We start from the raw sequence: 15,142 nt of genomic DNA, 5'->3' as shown, positions 1-15,142 counted from the left end.
GGCGGGCCTGATGATCACCACCCAGCCCGGGGCAGACCAGCACCGGATCGGACCGGCGCCCTACGTGGACTCGCCGGCGCTGTGCGCAGGAGACCACGGGCTGACCGCCTGGCGGCACTCCCGTGAGGCGTTGGCGCGGATCTCGTCCCTGGAGTTCCTGGCCGAGCTGGCCGCCGGCACCCTGCCGGCTGAGACCTTCGTGCATTATCTGCTGCAGGACTCGGCCTACCTCGCCGGATACGGGCAGGCGATGACCCTGCTGGCGGCTCGGGCTCCGTCGGCCGCGCACCGCCGGTTCTGGGCGCGGGCCACCTCGGACACGATTGCCGAGGAGCAGGCCATGCAGGCCGAGCTGATGAGCTCGACGGAGTTCTCCGCCCTGGCCTCCGAGATGGCTGATGAGGACGGCGCACCGCGCCCCTCGCCGACCACCCAGGGGTACACCAGTTGGCTGGTGGCCACCGCCGCAGTCGACGATCACGCGGTGGCGGTCGCGGCGGTGCTGCCCTGCTTCTGGGTCTACGCCGAGGTGGGTCGACACCTGGTGGAGGACATCGGAGAGGCGATGGCGCATCATCCCTACCGCAGCTGGGTGCAGGTCTACTCGGATCCGGAGTTCGACCAGGCGGTGGAGGAGGCCATCGGCATCTTCGAGCAGCTCTACGAGGGTGCTGACGGGGCGCTGCGAGCCCGGATGCTGGCGGCCTTCGAGCAGGGCTGCGTCTACGAGCACCGCTTCTGGGCGGCGGCCCACGTCCGAGAGTCCTGGCGCACCGCACCGGTCGGCTGAGCAGATTCACCGGCGGAGAAGACCTGGGGCCCACGGGGTCCCGCTGACCACGTTCTGACAACCTCTGCGAGAGCAAGGAGCACCAGTTGAGCAACGAGATCCCCATCGGTCTGGCCAAGAGCGGGCGACGCGCCTGGGCGCTGGACGACGTCGCCGTCGTTCCGAGCCGCAGGACTCGCAGCCCCCAGGACGTGAGCCTGGACTGGCAGATCGATGCCTACACGTTCAAGACCCCGGTCATCGGGGCGCCGATGGACTCGGTGATGTCCCCCGAGACGGCGATCGCGCTGGGGCGTCTGGGCGGGCTCGGTGTGCTCAACCTCGAGGGCCTGTGGACCCGATATGAGGACCCTTCCCCGGTGCTGGAGGAGATCGAGCATCTCGCTGAGGATGAGATCTCCCCGGAGAACACCCGGCGGCTGCAGCAGCTGTACTCGGAGCCGATCAAGGCCGAGCTGATCAAGGCACGGCTGGCTGAGATCCGGCAGGCCGGGGTGGTGGTCTCCGGCTCCCTGACTCCCCAGCGCACCCAGGAGTTCTACCAGACCGTGGTGGAGGCCGGGGTGGACATGTTCGTCATCCGCGGCACCACGGTCTCGGCCGAGCATGTCGCGCAGAACGGTGACCCGCTGAACCTCAAGGAGTTCATCTATGAGCTCGACGTCCCGGTGATCGTCGGTGGGGCGGCCGGCTACACGCCGGCGCTGCACCTGATGCGCACAGGCGCCGCCGGCGTGTTGGTCGGCTTCGGGGGAGGGTCCTCCACCACCACTCGTCGCGCGATGGGCATCCGCGTGCCGATGGCCACTGCCATCTCCGATGTCGCAGCGGCCCGTCGGGACTACCTGGACGAGTCCGGGGGCCGGTATGTCCATGTCATCGCTGACGGCGGCCTGGGCTCATCCGGCGACATCGTCAAGGCCCTGGCCATGGGCGCGGACGCCGTCATGCTGGGCACCACCCTGGCCCGCGCCGAGGAGGCGCCGGGTCGCGGCTGGCACTGGGGCCAGGAGGCCGTACACCCCGACTTCCCGCGCGGACACCGCACCCGGGTGGGCACCGTGGCACCGCTGGAGGAGGTCCTCTGGGGGCCTGCCCATCACACGGACGGATCCTCGAACCTGATGGGCGGGCTGCGTCGGGCGATGGCCGCCACGGGCTACTCGGACCTGAAGTCCTTCCAGCGGGTGGACGCGATCGTCTCTCCGTTGGGCCAGCAGTCCCGCTGAAGCGGTCCTCAGCCCCGTTGAGCTGGTGAGTTTCCGCCCGAATCCGGCCCGTAGGGCTCGGGTTTCGGCGGAAACTCACCAGCTCAACGTCGTCCGGGGGTGCTCCCCGGGCCGTTGCCGGGGTGACCCTCTCGCTCATGGCCACGGTCCTCGCCCGAGCCATGCCCGTGGCCGTTGTTGTTCCCCGGTCCGCGCGGGGGCCAGGTCCCGCCGTCCTCGTCTGAGCCGTCCTCGTCTGAGCCGTCCTCGTCACCGGGGGCTTCGGTCGCTTCGAACCGCAGGTCGGCCACGATCGGGTCATGGTCCGAGGAGCGCCACAGGTCCGCGCTGAACAGGTCGGAGGCGTTGCCGTTGTACCGGCTGTACTCCAGGGCGATCGGTTCCACGGCATTGATGTTCCAGATCTCCGCCTGGGAGATCGTCTCGGCGGCGGCTTCGGAGGCGAAGAGGTGGTCCAGGGACCCGACCTGGCCGTCGAACATGTAGCTGTGCTGGCCGGTCTCCGCCGAGACGTTGGTGTAGTCGGCGCCGAGGAACTCCTGCAGCGGGTCCTCCATCTCATAGGAGTTGAAGTCACCCATCAGGTAGACCTTCTCGGTGCCGGTGTCCTCCTCCAGCGCGTCGGCGAAGGCCACCAGGGCGCGTGCCTGCTCCACCCGGTCGGCGTTCCAGGCGCCCTGTCCGTCGCCGGAGTCGGCGTTCGGTCCGCCGTCGGGCGCGGAGCCCTTGGACTTGAAATGGTTGACGACGGCGATGAAGCGATCCTGCTCGTCACCGCCCACTGGCTGGAACTCCTGGGCCAGCGGCTCGCGGGCGTTGGAGTAGACCTCGACCAGGTCGAAGTCCTCCAACTCGGGGGTCATGATCTCGTCCACGCCCCCGTCGAAGAGGATGACCGACTCGCCCACCGGCTCCACAGCCTCGGGGCGGTAGATGAACCCGTTGCGGATCACGTCCTCGTCCTCCGGGGCGGGTGCGGTCTCCGGGCTGGCCACGTAGGCCCAGGTGTCGGTGCCGAGGTCTTGATTGAGGGCCTCGACGAGACGCTCGTGGGCAAGATCGCGGTCGGCGTCGTCGGTGAAGTGGGCCGAGTTCTCCATCTCCTGCAGGGCGACGACGTCGGCGTCCATCGTCGTGATGGCGTCGACGATCTTCGCCTCCTGGCGTTTGAAGGACTCGGTGGACCAGGCGCCGCGCACCTCACACCAATCAGCGGTGGTGGGGTTCCCGTCACGGTCGGCGTGGTACTCGCAGCCCTCCTCGTCCTCGCCGAGGGTGACGAAGTAGTTGAGCACGTTGAAACCCGCGATGCGCAGGTCCGCATCACGCTCGGCCGAGGTCTCTCGGCCTTCCCGGGTGTTCTCGACGCGAGCCGGCTGGACCGCCTCGGCGCTGTCCGGGGTCAGCTGCGCGGTGGGTTGGAGGCGCCACTCATCGAAGCGGCGGTCCATGATCACTGTGTTCTCCCACTGGACCTCCGCCCCGATCCGGACCGGGTCCTCAGCAGTGAGATAGGGGAGCTCCTCGTCCCATCCGGAGGAGCGGGAGAAGTCGGTGGTGGCGGCGTCGTCCAGGTAGATGATCCGCTCGGCGTTCTCCTCCGCCAGGGCATCGGCCTCCGGGCCGGGTCTGTGGGCTGCGGTCGGGGTGGTCAGCGGCTCCTCGCCGAGGACGATGCCGATCTCCCCGAACTGGTTCAGCGTGTAGTGGTCGGTGACCGTGTAGGTGCCCTGCGGGTCGATGACCATGCCCAGCAGCGCCTCGCGCTCCGCATCGGTCTCAGGGATCTCGACCACGGCCGGCTTGACCGCCTCATGCGGCTCGTCGGTGATCAGGGCGAATTCATGCTCCGGGGTCTGCGAGGAGCCCGGGTAGAGCGAGAGCTGGACCTGCCCCGAGTAGGTGGTGACATCTGCGGTGATCTCCACGAAGTCGCCGATCTCCACCTCGTCGGCCCGCCAGGGTGAATAGACGAAGATGCCGTCGGAGGCTGCGTGGGTCTCCAGGTCGAGGTCGCCGCCGGTGCCCTCGGTCTGCAGCGTGAACCCGTTGAAGCCACCGGTCGGGTAGGCGCCCGTGACCACGCCGCGCACGGTGACCGGCTGCTCGAGCAGCTGGTTCTCCGCTGGCTCCAGGCTGCGCGGGATCTCATGGATCTCCAGGTCCGTCGGCTCCTGGCGCTCGGGCTCCTCCGGCTCATGGACCGCTTGCTCCCCGGCGCTGTTGGTCGGGGTGATGGCCTCCGAGAGGGCGAAATCTGCTGAGTTGTCATCGGTGTCCACGGCCTCGTCCACCCGGGCGATGGAGCGCACGTCGGCACTGCCTGACGGCGACGGCGCGGCCGCGGTCTCAGAGGTGTTCGCTCCGCCGTAGCCCAGCAGGTCGACGACGTCCTCATGGTCCCGCACGTCTCCGAGAGGGAGGTCCAGGCGCTCAGGTGTGGAGGCCAGCCAGATGACGCCGTCACGGATGGCGGTGCCGCCGCTGAGCCGGGCGTCGGGCTCGGGGAGGGGCTCTCCGTCACCGGCGCTCAGACCGGGGTTGGCGATCAGGTAGTGGCCGCCGGGTTCGATGGCGCCGGACAGGGTCACGTGGCCCGAGGGCGTCAGATCGTCCTCGCCGCGGGATGCCGGGCGGTAGGACACCGCCCAACCCTCGAGGTCCACAGGCTCGTCTCCGGGGTTGTGCAGCTCGATGAACCGTTCGTCGAAGGCGGCGTCCTGGCCGGCACCGGTGGTGTAGACCTCGCTGATGACGACGCTCTCGGCACGTTCGACGGATGGAGTGGTCGAGGCTTCGGCCGGGGCGGCGGTCGCGGGCGTAGGGATGATCAGTGAGGCGGCGAGGCCGGCGGAGGCGATCCCCGCGAGCACGCGGGGTGCGCGTCTCCTGGCAGATGTGTCACCTGGTGTATGCATGGGGCGGAGTCCTCATCGTGTGGTGATCGTGTCGTGCGGTCTTCAGTGGTCCGGTGCGCCGACCCGTGGGTGTGATCCACGTCATCGTCGGTCGCCGGCACACAGTTTAGGGCGGGGCTCTGACACGGCGGCTCGAGAACCCTTCGGCCAGCTCTCGGAGGCGTTCAGCCGGGTCAGTCGGTCAGGCGGCGCCGTCCTCGCCGCACCAGCAGGATGCCCGCAGCCAGCAGCACGAGTGCGCCGAGTCCGAGCCAGAGGATGCCGGGAGCCCCAGTGCTCGCCAGCGGGTCACCGGGCGTCGCCGCAGAGGAGCCCGGAGCGTCCGCGCCTGTGGCGGCGTCGCCCGTGGGTGCGCCGCTGCCGGGCTGGTCAGCCGTCTGAGCCGCCCCTGATGCGTCGGTCAGGTTGCCGGCTGAGGTGGTGTCCTCGGCGGTCTCGGCCTCGGTCTCAGCCCCGGGCGTCTCGGCGCCGTCGTCGGAGTCGGGCCGGTCCTCCTCGGGACGATCCACGTCCACCCCGTCGTCGGTGCGCTCGTCAGCGGAGTCGTCAGTCGTGAGATCCTCCGTGACCCGTATCGGGACGGCCAGTTCGGTGCCGGTCACCGGCTCGGTGAGCAGCAGCTCGGCGATGCCGCCTTCGGCCTCCACGCCCTCGGGCACCGTCACGGTGACCTCGGCCTGGCCTCGCAGATCCTCGTGGTCCACCGTGGTCAGGTCGATCGGGAACCCGCCGACGTCGACGCCGCCCAGCTCGGCCTGCAGCGTCTCTCCGGTGGGGACGTGCTCGGCGCTGTAGGCCAGTCCGCCGATGTCCAAGGAGATCTCATCACCGGGGGCGTGCACCGCGTCCGGGTCGCCGTCCCAGCTGACCGCCACGGCCCGGCGCCGCAGATCGGGCTCCAGGGTCTCCTGCTCGGCCGCGTAGCTGACGAAGGCCTCGAGGTCATTCATCCCGGTGTCCACGGCCTGCGGGGACTCCAGGACGACGTCGACCCCGCCGCCTCCGGCCGCCATGTAGGAGTTCATCGCCACCTGGTAGGTGGCCTCGGGATCCACCGGCTCGTCATCGATCCGCACTTCGGTGATGCGCTGACCCGCAGGTGCCTCGGGGTCGACGACGTAGCTGACCTCGGCCGACTGGGCATGCTTGGAGAAGCCGCCGTCCTCGCGCCACTGCTGTTCGAAGAGCTCGCGCACCTGCGCTCCGGTGAGCTCCACAGTGACCAGAGTGTTGGCGAAGGGCTGGACCGCCGCCAGGTCCCGGTAGGCGAGCTCGCCCTTGGGCAGATCTGCACGCAGCCCGCCCGAGTTGGTGATGGCGAAGTCGACGTCGGGCTGGGTCTGCCGCACCGCCCACACCTGGGCGTCGGCCACCAGCTCGCCCACAGTGGAGGCCGCGCCGCGGTTCTCGGAGCCGTCGGAGTTCACCGCGCGGCGGAACGGCACCTCGCCGGCGGTCTCGGCGACCACTTCCGCCCCGAGCTCGTCGGCGACCTCCACCGCATCGGCGACGATCTCGGAGACATGCTCGTCCGGTTCGCAGATCGGGGCGCCGTCGACCACCAGGTCGACGGTCTCGGCATGGCTCACGAGTACCTCGCCGGTGCTGGTGTCCACGGAGAGGTCCACGCGGGAGATCTGCTCCCCGTACTCCCCGCCCTGCACCAGCTGCAGCCCGTCCAGGTCATGGGCGTAGGACTGGTGGGTGTGGCCGCTGAAGATCGCGTCCACCGACGGGTGCGGATCATCCACCAGCTCCCCGAAGGAGCGGCTCTGCGCGCTGGCGGGATCCGTGCCGGGTAGGCCCTCATGGGCGAGCACGACGACGACGTCGGCCTCCCCGTCGGCCGGGTCCCCGTTGGTCAGCTGCTCGGCGTACCGGCCGACCTCCTCCTTCATGGAGGTCCACTCGATGCCCTCGATCCCGGCGGGGTTGACCAGGCCCGGCATGTCCTCGGTGATGATCCCGATGAAGCCGATCGTCACACCGGCCACCTCGGTGAGGTGGTACGGCTCGTAGAGGTGCTCGCCGTCGGCGTCGCGGATGTTGGCACCGATATGGGGGAATCCGGCCTCAGGCAGGACGCGTTCGTCCACGTCGTCGGCGCCGGCGTCGAACTCATGGTTGCCCAGCACCGAGACCTCCAGATCCATGGCCGCCAGGGAGTCCAGGGTCGGCTGGTCCTGCTGGATGAAGGAGGTGAAGGTGGAGGCTCCGATGTTGTCCCCGGCGGAGACGAACACGGTGTGCGGGTTCTCGGTGCGTACCTGGTCCACTGCGCAGGCCAGCACCGCAGCCCCCGGGACGTCGCCGGCGGGCTCGAGCCGGCCGTGGAGGTCGTTGACTCCGACGATGCTCAGCTCGACGACCTCACCGGCCGTGCTGTCCTCGGCGGCGGGTGCGGCCAGGGCGCTGCTCGGGGCCAGGAGGGCGACGGCGAGGCCCGCAGAGAGCCCGGCGGCTCCACGGAGGCGGATGTCGCGGGTGCTGCGGATACGAGGTGTCGGCGGCACGGGAGGCCGAGTCGGTGTGGTCACGTGTTCTCCCTCATCAGGTGCTCAGATCAGGTGCTCAGATCGTTGTCCATCCAAACAGAATGTGGAGAACAGGAATAGGCCTCACGGTGAACAGCGTCGGTCCTTCGGCCTCGAGGAGTTGCCGCCGGAGGCTGTCCTCTGGATGAATGTCTCCATGGCAGGTCACGCGGAACAGAGCTCAGGGGAGCGGATCATCGAGGCCGCAGGTCAGCTGGAGGCTGTCCACCGGGAGCTGGAGATCCTCAAGTCCGACGGCGGCATCGCCGTCACGACCCGGGTGAGGCAGAGCTTCGCCGTGGACCTGGAGGAGCTCTGGCAGTGCTGTGTGCGGGAGGACAGGCTGGCTCGATGGTTCGCCCCGGTCACCGGTGATCTGCGGCTGGGCGGCCGGTTCAGCGTGCAGGACAACGCCACCGGCACTGTGGAGCGCTGTGCGCCGCCCGGCGGAGGCCAGGCGGGGGAGATGCAGCTGAGCTGGGAGTTCGGCCGGGACGTCTCCCAGGTGGTGGTCCGCTGTGAGGCCGCCGAACCGTACCGCGGCGAATCGGCGAGCCACGACTCTGAGGCGGAGGGCTCCTCCCGGCTGACCGTGGAGCATCGCGGGCTGATCCCCTGGGACTTCTGGTCCACATACGGCCCAGGTGCCGGGGGCGTGGGCTGGGACCTCGCGCTGCTCGGGCTGGCCCATCACCTGCGCACCGGCAGCACGGTGCCGGCGGAACAGACCCTCTGGGTCACCACCGCGGGCGCTGAAGAGTTCATCGCCGGCAGCAGCGCCGCGTGGGGCAGGGCCTCGGAGGCGGCCGGGACGCCTGCCGAGGCGGCCGCGGCCGCCGCAGGACGCACCACGCGTTTCTACACGACCCCCGACTCTGAGGAATGACTGATGAGCACCCCTGACGTCCGCCCCGTGGGAGACCTTCCCGACGCGATCGGCAAGACCGCGGCCCGCGAGCTGTCCTCCCACGGCATCCGGAATCTCGCCGATGCCGCCTCGCATGCTCCCAAGGAGCTGCTGGCCATCCATGGAGTGGGCCCCAAGGCCATCCGCATCCTCACCGAGGCGCTCGCGGCGAAGGGGATGTCCTGGTCTGAGGGGTGAGACGGCGCCGCCGTCCGGCGGGTCACGCTCTTCGGCGGAGACGTCGGGATCTGTCCCTCAATGACTGTTCGGCGAATTCGACGATCTTCTGCGTCGCCGGTGACAGCGCAGTGGACTCTCTCCGGATGAGCGCGAGCGTGTCATGGAGCGGCTCGGCGAAGGGTGCGGCCGTCAGGCCCTCCGGGCAGCTCGGGCTCTCCAGGACGGAGCGGGCCACTATCGTGTTGACCGTCCCGGATGCGACGAGTCTGAGGGCGGTCTCCACGTGCTCGACCTCAATGTCCGGGTCCAGTGACAGTCCGTGACGCCTGGCACGCTCCAAGAGCTGTCTCCGGGTGGAGTCCCTCCAGCCCGCGTACGCGTCGTAGAGCACGAGCTTGTTCCGCGTCAGCTCCTCGATGGTGGCTGGGCCGCTGTCTGGGTCCCTGGCTGCTGAGACATAGAGCACCTCATCCCGGAGGAGAGGCCGGATGTGGAGGCCCGGCTCGGAGATCGGCAGCACGACGAGGCCGGCCTCCAGCTCACCGGAGGCCACGGCTTCGGCCACGAGTGCGGAGTTCAGGCCGACCATGCGCACCTTCACGTTCGGATAGCGGGTGTGGAACCGCTCGACGAGGTCGGACAGGTCGTAGTAGCTCGCGTTGCGGAGCACGCCGAACGTGCAGACGCCGCCCTCGAGAGCCGAGATCGATCGGACGGCGTTGAAGCCGTTCTGGAACGCGGAGACCGCGCCTCGGGCGTGGGGCAGGAGCTCGTCGGCGGCTGACGTCAGAATCAGTCGCCGTCCTCCTCTGACGAAGAGCGGCAGGCCCAGCTCCTCCTCCAGACGGGATATGAGCTCCGACATCGAAGCCTGGCTGATCTCCAGCTCTCGGGCGGCCGCGGTGAAGGACCCCAGGTCACATGCGGCCAGAAAAGCTCTGAGCTGAGCGATCGTCATGGCTCAACCCTATGGCGTCCGCACCTGGCCGCGCCGGCTGCCCCGGCGTGTCGGTGACGGGCTGAACAGGCCCGGTCTCAGGCGCCGACGAACTCCGTCCTGGGGGACGGCTTCACGGGGTATAGGGAAAGCCGTTGGCAAGCTTCGTGTTCTACCGGGTTGTCCTAATCCTTGAGGTTTCCTAGGGTCATTGCCATGCAGATCAATGACTCAGATCACAGGTTCATCGAAGGGTCCTTCTACACGTTGAAGTCGGCTGAAGTCGGCGGCGAGCCGGCTCAGCGGCTCCCTGAAGTCGTGGAGACCGTCTCCGCGATGCTCTCGGAGATCGAGGCGAACGGCATGGATGCCGTTCTCGCGTACTCCCGGAAGCTGGATGACTCGCATGAACGGGACATCGAGGTGCAGGCAAGGGATCTTGAGCGGGCTGGGGGCGCACTCTCCCCGGAGCTGCGCGAGGCGCTGGCGGCGGGTGCGGATCGGACAAGGGCGTTCGCCCTGGCTCAGAAGGATCACCTGGTGGACTTCGAGAAGGAACTGCTCCCCGGCGTCGTCGTCGGACAGCGCTACACTCCGGTGCCGAGGGTCGGAGCGTATCTTCCGGCCGGACGATTCCCGATCCTCGCGAGCGCATTCATGACGGTGGGCGTGGCCAAGGCTGCGGGAGTGCCCAGCGTGATCGCCTGCACCCCGCCGACGAACGACCCCATCGGCGGGAATCCCGCCGTCCTCTATGCCGCCCACTTGGCCGGCGCCGACCGCGCCTTCGCGCTGGGCGGCGTCCAGGCGCTCGCCGCCATGGCGTTCGGACTGTTGGGAGACCGGCCAGCCGACATGCTGATCGGTGCCGGGAACGCCTATGTCACCGAGGCCAAGAGGCAGCTGTTCGGGCGGACCGGCATGGACCTTCTTGCAGGTCCGTCCGAGGTCGCTGTCATCGCGGATGACACGGCGTCCCCCGAGGTCGTGGCCGCCGACCTGCTGGGGCAGGCCGAGCACGGCCCACAGTCGCCTGCGTCCCTCGTGACGACATCGGACTCCTTCGGGCGGGCCGTCATCGCTGCGATCGAGAGGCAGCTGGAGACGTTGTCCACTCGTGACATCGCCGGACCGGCCTGGAGGGACTACGGCACCGTCTATGTCGCGGAAGGGCGTGAGGCGGCGGTGGAGCTGATGGATGTCCTGGCCCCGGAGCATCTGGAGATCCAGACGGCCGACGATTCGTACTACCACGACAACCTCAGCAACTACGGGTCGATCTTCCTGGGGCCGTGGTCGACGGTCGCCTATTCGGACAAGGGCGTCTCCGGGACGAACCACGTCCTCCCGACGGGCGGCGGTGCCCGTTCGAGCGCCGGGTTGTCCGTGTCTCGATTCCTCAGGCCTCTGACGTATCAGCGCGTGGAGAGGGAGGCGACGCCGGACGTCGCCCGGCACGTGGAGGTCATCTCGACCTACGAGGGGATGGAGGCGCACCGGGTCACGGCCACGATGCGCCTGGAGCGCCATCTCTCGTGATCTAGCCCTGCTGCCCGCAATCCCGCAGCCGGTGGTGCCGAGCCTCCGCAGATGAGGCCCGGGCGGGCGTCGCGTCGTCGTGATCACTTCACCCAATCCATAGCGTATACGTATGCATTGGGCTACGATATTAGTGTGTTGCGAGTCACATCACCTGCGAATGATGCCTAGATATTCCCGGATCCAGGGCTCCTCTGTCAGGCTCCGAGACTTGTATACGTATGAATCCAGCTCACCCTCACATAGGAGTGTCAAGATGTTCCACCGATCATCGACGAAGGCCGCCGTGGCGGCAAGCATCGGAGCCACGATGCTGGTCAGCGGATGCGGAGCAGGTTCGCGGAGCGCGGACCAGACCGCTCCGGAGGTCGCATGCGACTTCGAGGCGCCGTCCTCCCCGACGACGGTCAACGTCCTGGCGTACAACTCATCCGCCATCGATCCCTTCACGAACGCACTGGTCGCCAACTGTTCCAAGGATGACGTCTCGGTCGTCCACGAGCCGGTGGACTTCGCCGGTCAGGTCCAGCGGACCACCACCACCCTCGCCGGTTCCAGCGGGACGTACGACATCATCGAGACCTACGGCATGATCATTCCGGAGAACGCCGAGACGGAACGGCTCATCCCCCTGGACGACCTGGTGGAACAGCATAGCGCGCAGTATGGACTGGACGAGCTGAACCCGCAGATGATCGAGGCGATGAGCTACGAGGGGTCGCTGTACGCCCTTCCCATGCAGGCTCAGGTGTTCGTGATGGCGTACCGCACCGATATCTTCGACGACCTCGGCCTGGAGCCCCCCACGACGTTCGACGAGCTCGGCGACGTGGCCCAGGAGATCCAGGACCAGGGGGAGATGTCCTACCCGCTCGCGCTGCCTCTGCACACCAGCTCGGATCTGCTGACGGCCTATGACTCGGCACTGGGATCTCTGGGCGTGGACCTGGTCGACCATGAGGCCCAGACGCCCAACTTCGACCAGCCCGAGGCCATCCAGGCCTTTGAGGCGCTGCTCGAGCTCCGGCCCTTCCTGGACCCACAGGTGACGACATTCGATCAGCCTGCCGTCCAGCAGCAGATGTACAACGGGTCGGCAGCCATCTCCATCATGTTCTCTGGCCGGATGAACGATCTGGTGCAGGAAGGCAACAGCCAGTACTTCGATGACATCGGCTTCGCGGCCCCTCCCGTCGTCGGTGACGGCGAGTATCAGTACAGCGCCCTCTCTGTGGACGGCTGGTCGATCCCGGCCAACACGGATGTCGACGACGAGCTGCTGTTCCACATGATCGCGTCGTCCGTGGGCGAAGACTCCTCAGAAGCAGCGATCCCGGACGCCTACCCGGCACGAGAGGGCATCGTCACCGAGGAGAACAGCCCGTATGCCGATGCGGCGAATGATGCGATCGGCTCTGCGCCGCCAGTGGAGCCGCACCCGTACATCCCCCGCGTCGGCAACGCCATCCTGCCGATCATCGCGCAGGTGTTCAACGGCGACCTCACTCCTGAGGATGGTGCGGAGCGGATGCAGGACGATGCTCAGGACGTGCTGGATGCCGAGTGAAGGGTCCCCAAGAGCTTTCGGGGCGATCTGTGAAGGGCCGTGATGAGTAGACGCGAATACTGGATTCTGATCTTGCCGAGCCTGTTGGTGATGTTCGGTCTCCTGCTCGTACCGATGTATCGGACGGTCGAGTGGAGCCTGAAAGACGTCAACTACGGGGAGCCTGGGACGTTCGTCGGTCTGGACAACTACATGCTGGCACTCACGGATCCGCGATTCGCGGCATCTGTGGTGTTCACCGTGGGTCTCACGCTGATCGTCATGCTCGTCGTCATCGTCCTCGGCTACATCCTGGCTGTGCTCGTGAACAACCTCGGTCGCATGAGGCCCCTGGTCCTGGGGATCCTCCTCATCTCCTACGTGATTCCCAACGTCGTGGGCGCCACGATGTTCTCGTGGCTCTTCGACACCAACTTCGGAGGTGTGGCGAACCTGATCCTCGGATGGTTCGGCCAGGACGATCTCCTGTGGTTCACGGACAGGTGGCCCAACCGGATCATGATCGCTCTGAACGTCATCTGGGCGATGCTTCCCTTCTCCATGCTGATCCTTCTGGCGGGTCTCCAAGGTGTCCCACAGGAGATCATCGAGGCGGCGAAGATCGACGGGGCAGGCACCCTCGGAAAGCATTTCCACGTGATTCTGCCCAGCATCAGAGGGATGGTCGGGTTCGTCGCCATCATTTCCATCATGGATGTCCTGAGAGTCTTCGACAATCTGATACCGCTGGCTCCGAACGCCATTCTCAACGGCAATGAATCAATTGCCCTGTACACCTACAACATGGCTTTCCAAGACGGTGGCCAGCAGCTGGGACTGGGGAGCGTCATCAATGTGCTGACGATCGTGATCATGCTCATCATGCTCATCCCCTTCCTTCGCAACACGATCAAGGAGGCGAGGAGCCTATGACGGGCACAGCAGAGATGATCGTCAGGGGGAAGTCCAGAGTCTCCAGGCAGCGGAGTGCCGGGCACCGACGCAGCGCGACGCCGATGATGAGCGGACTCTTCCTCGCCGGCGTCTGTCTGGCGATGTTGGCGCCGTTCATCTGGACGATCCTGTCAGTGACGAAGCCGACGAACGTCGCTTTCGTCAGCCCGCCTGTCATGACCTACGAACCGACGCTGGAAGCGTTCGTCGATCTGTGGCAGGCGACCAACTTCTATCAGTACCTGCTCAACACCTTCGGCGTCGCGGTGATCAGCACGATCGTGGCCCTGGTCATCGGGCTGCCGGCAGCCTACGCCCTGGCGAGAGCGCCCGGGTACGTCTCGGCGATCCTGCTCATCATCGCGCTCGTCTTCCGGGCTCTGCCTCGTCTGGCCGTGGTCCTGCCCATGTACGAGCTGTCCCGATAGTTCGGCATCCACGACACGACCTTGGCGCTCTCGGCGGCCCTGGTGGCGATCAACCAGCCATTCAGCATCTGGCTGCTGAGAAACTTCTTCGTGAGGCTTCCGGAGGAGGTGGATGAGGCCGCCATGATCGATGGGTGCACCCGCTTCCAAGCCCTGCGGAGGGTCATCATCCCCATGATGGGACCGGGAATCCTCACGGCAGGGGTCTTCATGTTCCTCTTCGCTTTCCAGGAGTACCTGACACCGCTGATCCTGACGGATTCCCAGGCCATGACGGTTCCGCTGTTCATCGCCTCGCAGCTGGGCCAGACCCTGCCCATGCTGCAGCAGGTCGGAGCGGCGTCCATCCTTCTGACCCTGCTGGTCGTCCTGTTCGCGTTCGTCGCCCAGAAGTACCTGGTGGCAGGCCTCTCAGAAGGGGCTGGCAAGTAGTGAGGGATGTGCAGCCGTCCGAGGGGCCGGTGGTGTTCCTGCCGGGGATGAACTGCTCATCCCGGATGTGGGAACCGGTCATCGCCAGACTCGAAGCGCAGGGAGTCACGAGAGAGCTTCGCAGCGAGTCGCTGACCGGTTCCAGCATCGAGGACTGTGTGGACGGCCTGCTGGAGAGGCTGCCCGATCGATTCGCTCCCGCGGGGCTGAGTCTCGGCGGGATCGTGGCGATGGCCATGGTTCGCACCGCGCCCTGGCGCGTGTCGCGTCTGTGTCTGATGGCGACCAATCCCTGTGCACCGACGCCGGGCCAGCTCAGGAGCTGGCAGGCACTGAGGGAGCGGCTGACGGCAGGCGCGTCGTCGCGGCAGCTCCAGGAGGAGCTGCTGCCGGCGCTCCTGGCTCCGGACACGCGCGACGCTCTGGAGGCGATGGTCCTGGACATGGCGGACGAGGTCGGGGACGCCGATCTGGCCAGCCAGCTGATGATGCAGTCCACTCGCGTCGATGAGCGCGCCGCCCTTGCCAAGGTCAGCGTCCCGACGATGATCGTCGCCGGGGGCAGGGACGCGCTGTGTCCCGTCGCCACGCACCGGGAGATGGAGTCGCTGGTGCCTGGCTCGCGCCTGACCGTGCTGCCGGAGAGAGGGCACCTGTTGACCCTGGAGGATCCGCAGGGGGTCGTCGCCGGCGTCGAGAGCTGGTTGCGGACCTGAACACAGACGTGGACGGTGGTCAGACCCATGAG

The 15,142-nt window shown here is 67.4% G+C and carries 13 protein-coding genes; 10 read left to right on the top strand and 3 right to left on the bottom strand.

The genetic code is table 11. The features are described 5' to 3' along the window. Positions 1-10: 10 nt before the first annotated feature. Both HNR09_RS03485 and HNR09_RS03480 read left to right on the top strand, forming a co-directional pair. Positions 11-790, top strand: coding sequence for a TenA family protein (locus tag HNR09_RS03485; protein ID WP_179540784.1), 780 nt, complete (start codon positions 11-13; stop codon positions 788-790). A gap of 86 nt (positions 791-876) precedes the next feature. Beyond that, positions 877-2,019, top strand: coding sequence for a GuaB3 family IMP dehydrogenase-related protein (locus HNR09_RS03480; RefSeq protein ID WP_179540783.1), 1,143 nt, complete (start codon positions 877-879; stop codon positions 2,017-2,019). 83 nt (positions 2,020-2,102) lie between these two features. On the opposite strand, the gene HNR09_RS03475 is transcribed toward HNR09_RS03480, so the two are convergent. Both HNR09_RS03475 and HNR09_RS03470 read right to left on the bottom strand, forming a co-directional pair. Further along, positions 2,103-4,892: an ExeM/NucH family extracellular endonuclease gene (locus HNR09_RS03475; RefSeq protein WP_179540782.1), complete on the bottom strand. Its 2,790-nt coding sequence runs from the start codon at positions 4,890-4,892 to the stop codon at positions 2,103-2,105. Between the two features lie 218 nt (positions 4,893-5,110). Further along, positions 5,111-7,474, bottom strand: coding sequence for a 5'-nucleotidase C-terminal domain-containing protein (locus tag HNR09_RS03470; RefSeq protein WP_179540781.1), 2,364 nt, complete (start codon positions 7,472-7,474; stop codon positions 5,111-5,113). A gap of 154 nt (positions 7,475-7,628) precedes the next feature. Here HNR09_RS03470 and HNR09_RS03465 point away from each other — a divergent pair, with 154 nt between their 5' ends. Together HNR09_RS03465 and HNR09_RS03460 are read left to right on the top strand one after the other, a co-directional pair. After that, the gene (locus tag HNR09_RS03465; RefSeq protein WP_179540780.1) at positions 7,629-8,357 is read left to right on the top strand and encodes an SRPBCC family protein; all 729 of its coding nucleotides are present in this window, start codon (positions 7,629-7,631) and stop codon (positions 8,355-8,357) included. 3 nt (positions 8,358-8,360) lie between these two features. Further along, complete coding sequence (locus HNR09_RS03460; protein ID WP_179540779.1) at positions 8,361-8,576, top strand: helix-hairpin-helix domain-containing protein; 216 nt, start codon at positions 8,361-8,363, stop codon at positions 8,574-8,576. Between the two features lie 22 nt (positions 8,577-8,598). Here HNR09_RS03460 and HNR09_RS03455 read toward each other — a convergent pair whose 3' ends face one another. Then, entirely contained in the window at positions 8,599-9,516 is a 918-nt protein-coding gene (locus HNR09_RS03455) for a LysR family transcriptional regulator (protein WP_179540778.1), read from the bottom strand. A gap of 195 nt (positions 9,517-9,711) precedes the next feature. Here HNR09_RS03455 and hisD point away from each other — a divergent pair, with 195 nt between their 5' ends. The 6 genes from hisD to HNR09_RS03425 all read left to right on the top strand — a co-directional run bounded on the left by hisD (position 9,712) and on the right by HNR09_RS03425 (position 15,110). Next, positions 9,712-11,034: a histidinol dehydrogenase gene (gene hisD / locus HNR09_RS03450; RefSeq protein ID WP_179540777.1), complete on the top strand. Its 1,323-nt coding sequence runs from the start codon at positions 9,712-9,714 to the stop codon at positions 11,032-11,034. 256 nt (positions 11,035-11,290) lie between these two features. After that, positions 11,291-12,601: an ABC transporter substrate-binding protein gene (locus HNR09_RS03445; protein ID WP_179540776.1), complete on the top strand. Its 1,311-nt coding sequence runs from the start codon at positions 11,291-11,293 to the stop codon at positions 12,599-12,601. 42 nt (positions 12,602-12,643) lie between these two features. Beyond that, entirely contained in the window at positions 12,644-13,513 is an 870-nt protein-coding gene (locus HNR09_RS03440; protein WP_179540775.1) for a carbohydrate ABC transporter permease, read from the top strand. Then, positions 13,510-13,962 (top strand): ABC transporter permease family protein, encoded by a 453-nt coding sequence (locus HNR09_RS03435; protein ID WP_179540774.1) that lies wholly within the window; start codon positions 13,510-13,512, stop codon positions 13,960-13,962. The genes HNR09_RS03440 and HNR09_RS03435 overlap by 4 nt, the downstream gene beginning before the upstream one ends. Positions 13,963-13,968: 6 nt before the next feature. Next, entirely contained in the window at positions 13,969-14,394 is a 426-nt protein-coding gene (locus HNR09_RS03430) for a carbohydrate ABC transporter permease (protein WP_343047579.1), read from the top strand. Then, positions 14,394-15,110 (top strand): alpha/beta hydrolase, encoded by a 717-nt coding sequence (locus HNR09_RS03425; protein ID WP_218881875.1) that lies wholly within the window; start codon positions 14,394-14,396, stop codon positions 15,108-15,110. Before HNR09_RS03430 ends, HNR09_RS03425 begins: the two co-directional genes overlap by 1 nt. The last annotated feature ends 32 nt before the right edge of the window (positions 15,111-15,142 follow it).

The sequence above is a fragment of the Nesterenkonia xinjiangensis genome (assembly GCF_013410745.1).
Taxonomy (GTDB): Bacteria; Actinomycetota; Actinomycetes; order Actinomycetales; family Micrococcaceae; genus Nesterenkonia; species Nesterenkonia xinjiangensis.
The sequence above is the reverse complement of the archived record's forward strand: the minus strand, read 5'-3'. Positions and strand labels throughout refer to the sequence as shown.